This is a genomic window from Kitasatospora sp. NPDC007106 (assembly GCF_040634455.1).
In the GTDB taxonomy this organism is placed as follows: Bacteria; Actinomycetota; Actinomycetes; order Streptomycetales; family Streptomycetaceae; genus Kitasatospora; species Kitasatospora arboriphila.
The window spans coordinates 1-2,437 of the sequence record NZ_JBEYFP010000846.1; the positions used below are offsets into that span (position 1 = coordinate 1).

Annotated in this window: 3 protein-coding genes; all 3 read right to left on the reverse strand. The window is 71.5% G+C overall.

Annotated features, from left to right (window positions below):
- A partial coding sequence (locus ABZ641_RS33155; protein ID WP_359987891.1) for a homoserine dehydrogenase occupies nucleotides 1-867 on the reverse strand: 867 nt, incomplete at its 3' end.
- A 117-nt stretch (nucleotides 868-984) separates the two neighbouring features.
- Nucleotides 985-1,545 (reverse strand): flavin reductase family protein, encoded by a 561-nt coding sequence (locus ABZ641_RS33160; protein WP_344626117.1) that lies wholly within the window; start codon nucleotides 1,543-1,545, stop codon nucleotides 985-987.
- A 95-nt stretch (nucleotides 1,546-1,640) separates the two neighbouring features.
- Nucleotides 1,641-2,437 (reverse strand): transporter substrate-binding domain-containing protein (locus ABZ641_RS33165; protein ID WP_359987894.1); only part of this gene is annotated, 797 nt, incomplete at its 5' end.

Here is a 2,437-nt window from a genome sequence, read left to right on the forward strand (position 1 = left end):
GGCCGGGCGGGCGCTCTCCAGGTCGCCCGCGTAGGTGAGCAGGACGCCGACGGCCTGCTGTCCGACCAGCTCCGGGGGCACGAACTCCTCGGGCGCGTACCCGAACTGGGCCGCGAGTTCGAAGTCCTCGCGGTCGAGGCCGACGATGCCCTCGCGGGCGACGTCGTCGGCGGCGACCGACCGGTTGAACGCCAGCGAGGACAGGATGGCGAGCTTGGAGGCCGCGTCGGCGCCGGTGATGTCGGCGGTGGAGTCCGGCTCGGCGTAACCGAGTTCCTGGGCCTTCGCCAGGGCCTCGTCGAAGCCGAGGCCGTCGGCCGTCATCCGGGTGAGGACGTAGTTGGTGGTGCCGTTGACGATGCCCGCGACCCGGGTGACGTCCTCGCCGACCAGCGACTCCCGGATCGGGCGCAGGATCGGCACGGCCGCGACCGCGGCGGCCTCGAAGAAGAAGTCGACGCCCGCGCGGTCGGCGGCGGCGTACAGCTCGGGCCCGGAGCTGGCGACGAGCTCCTTGTTGCCGGTGACGACCGACTTGCCGGCGTTCAGCGCCGCGAGGATCAGCTCGCCGGCCGGTGCGGTGCCGCCGATCAGCTCGACCACGACGTCGACGTCATCGGCCTTGACGACGTCGTAAGGGTCCCCCGTGAACAGTCCCGAGTCGAGTTTCGCGGATCGGGGCTTGCCCGGGTCGCGGACTGCGATTCGTGCGAGTTCCAGGGAAATTCCCGTCACGTCCTCGATGGCGCCGCGACGCTCGACGAGCAGTTCCGCGAATGCCTCCCCAACAGTTCCACACCCGAGCAGACCGACTCTGACACTATTTCCCATGGCGGACAGCGTACACGCCGTCGGCTGACTGTCCATCGGAATAGGTTCGGCTTCTCACAGTACGAGACGAAAGGATTGTCGCCGGGCTGCCGCGTTCGCCGGCGCGGTAATTCCGGCGAACGCGGCAAATCCGTGGCCGAGCGGGCCGGGCGGTCAGCCGGAGCGCGTCGGCGCCGGTGCGAGCAGGGGCGGGACGCGGTCGGGCAGGTGGGTGCCGAAGCTGCGGCGGTGGTAGACCAGCGGCGGCTGGCTGCCGGTCACCTCCGCGGCCCGGACCCGGCCGAGGACGATGACGTGGTCGCCGCCGTCGACCAGGTCCGCCACCGTCGAGGCGATCCAGGCCGGTGCCCGGTCGATCCGCGGCAGCCCCCGGTCGATGCCCCAGGCCGCGCCGTGGAACTTGTCCGCGCCGCCCTTGGCCGCGAACGACAGTGCCACATCGGCCTGTTCGGCGCCGAGGATGTTGAGGCCGAAGGCGCCGCAGGCACGGATCGCGTCGAGCGTCCTCGACCGGTGGTCGAGGGCGACCATCACCATCGGCGGATCGATCGACAGCGATGTGAAGGCGCTGACCGTCGCGCCGGAGGGCACGTCCGGGCCGGCCATCGCCGTCACGACCGACACGGGTGTGGCCACGCAGGCCATGACCTCCTTGAACTCGCGCTGCAGGGCGCAGTCGACGGTGCTCGCCGTCGGCGCCTTTCCGATAACCATGACGGACCCCCGTAATTCTTAGTCGATCGGATGAATTGCCCCGCCTTTCGGGGCCGGTCGTGCCGAGCGGAGGAAATCGGTTCCCCGGTGCGCGGTCAGCCGCTGGGAACGGGAACCTGGTCCGCGTTCCGGCGGCTCCCGGCCGACACGAACGAATCGTCCTCCGGGTCCATTTCCAGGCCGAATCCAAGACCCGGCAGCTCCGCGCAGAACCACGACCTGACGAGTTCCGGGTAGGCGTCGGAGGCGAACACCTCCTCCAGCGCGGTGTCGACCGCGCGGAGGAATTCCGGTTCGTCCTTGCGCAGCAGGAAGCCGTAGTCCTCGCCGCCGAGGCGCACGTCCAGCAGGTGGACGCCGGCGGCGGCCGCCCCGCCGCGCAGCAGGGAGCGCAGGATCACCTCGTCCGCCACGAGGGCGCCGATCCGGTCGTCGTGGAGGAACGCGTCCCGTGCCGCGCCGATGGACGGCACGCCGACGAAGGTGTACGCGAAGCCGAGGTCCGGGTGGCCCTCCAGGGCGGCCTGGCTCGTCGAGCCCTCGATGCCGACCACGCGCAGGCCGGGCGCGAGTGGTACGCCCGGGCGGCCCTTCAGGGCGATCCGGTGCGAGGTGCGGAAGACGGGCCGGCTGAACGCGTAGCGCTGCGACCGGGCCTCGGTGATCGTGGTCGATCCGCACTCGATGTCGATCCGGCCCGCGGAGAGCAGGCCCTCGCGGGTGGTCGAGGTGACCTCCACCGCCTCGACCGGCGGGACGAGGTGATCGCCGCCGTGGATGCGGGCGAGGACGAGCCGCGCCAGGTCGACGGAGTAGCCGATCGGCCGGAACTCGCCGTCCGCCCGGCCCGCGGCCGGCGATTCGGCCGGCGGTGCGTAGGAGAACGGCGGGG

Bases quoted from the DNA above. Each gene is read 5' to 3' on its own strand.
- ABZ641_RS33160 (WP_344626117.1), bottom strand. From the start codon at position 1,545: ATGGTTATCGGAAAGGCGCCGACGGCGAGCACCGTCGACTGCGCCCTG.